Source organism: Methanomassiliicoccales archaeon (assembly GCA_014361295.1).
Lineage (GTDB): Archaea > Thermoplasmatota > Thermoplasmata > Methanomassiliicoccales > JACIVX01 > JACIVX01.
In genome coordinates, this window is record JACIVX010000103.1 from 1 (window position 1) to 887 (window position 887).

Below are 887 nucleotides of genomic sequence, written 5' to 3' on the forward strand. Positions count from 1 at the left end.
CACATCGGCGGCTACCAAGTGTGCTCCAAATGGCTTAAGGACCGCCAAGGTCGCAGGCTCTCCCTCGACGAAATCCGCACCTACTGCCACATCGTCACCGCCCTCGCCAAAACCATCGAGATCCAACAGGCGATTGATGATCTTTATTCGCTGGTTGAAACAAACACTTGCAAAATGGTAATATAAATGCGTGTTTTCTTTTGTTTTTCAGACGAAACAGGTGCTTATGAATGTGAGCGGTCCGAGCGATTTGTAAAAGCCCATCCTTACTTTATTAGAAGCTCTGTTCTTTTAAGCGTCGATGACTGGGTACATATACATATTGAATACAAAAAACTTCTCAAAGAAACAGGTCTCCCATTCCAAAAGGAACTCAAGTGGTCATACATAGGCTCTATTGTTCAACATAGAAAACGAGGAGAGGCAATACCTCCTGACCGACCATATGCCGAGTTTTCATGCTTGTCCAATATGCAATTGTGGGGTCATGTTCGTAAGTGTCTTGAGCTGCTTAAAAGCGCAGATTTTTGCAAGATAATTTATACAGTGACAGACAATGCGTGTCAGGCCACAGGTAGAGTATCCAAAGAAATGATTTATCAAATGCACATCCAAGATTTAATGCAGCGCATCGAATATGAGATGAGAAAAGAAAATGGTTTAGCAATCATTTTTCTTGATCCTCTACCAGATGAGCGTACTAATCGATTCATTCGCGAGGCATATAGTTTATTTTATCAAAATGATCCATTTATTTCTCAGTACGAAGGCATAAAAGATAGCCTGGCGTACGAGCTGTCGCATCATAGTTCAGGGATTAGGTTGGCTGACTACGCTGCTGGTATATTTGCTGGCTTCCTACGCGGGTTCTCGCCGAGCCAAGAGTT

General features: G+C 43.1%; 1 protein-coding gene. It reads left to right on the forward strand.

Annotated elements, in window-relative coordinates; all coding sequences use genetic code 11:
• Positions 1–186: 186 nt before the first annotated feature.
• A partial coding sequence (locus H5T41_11405; GenBank protein MBC7109365.1) for a DUF3800 domain-containing protein occupies positions 187–887 on the forward strand: 701 nt, incomplete at its 3' end.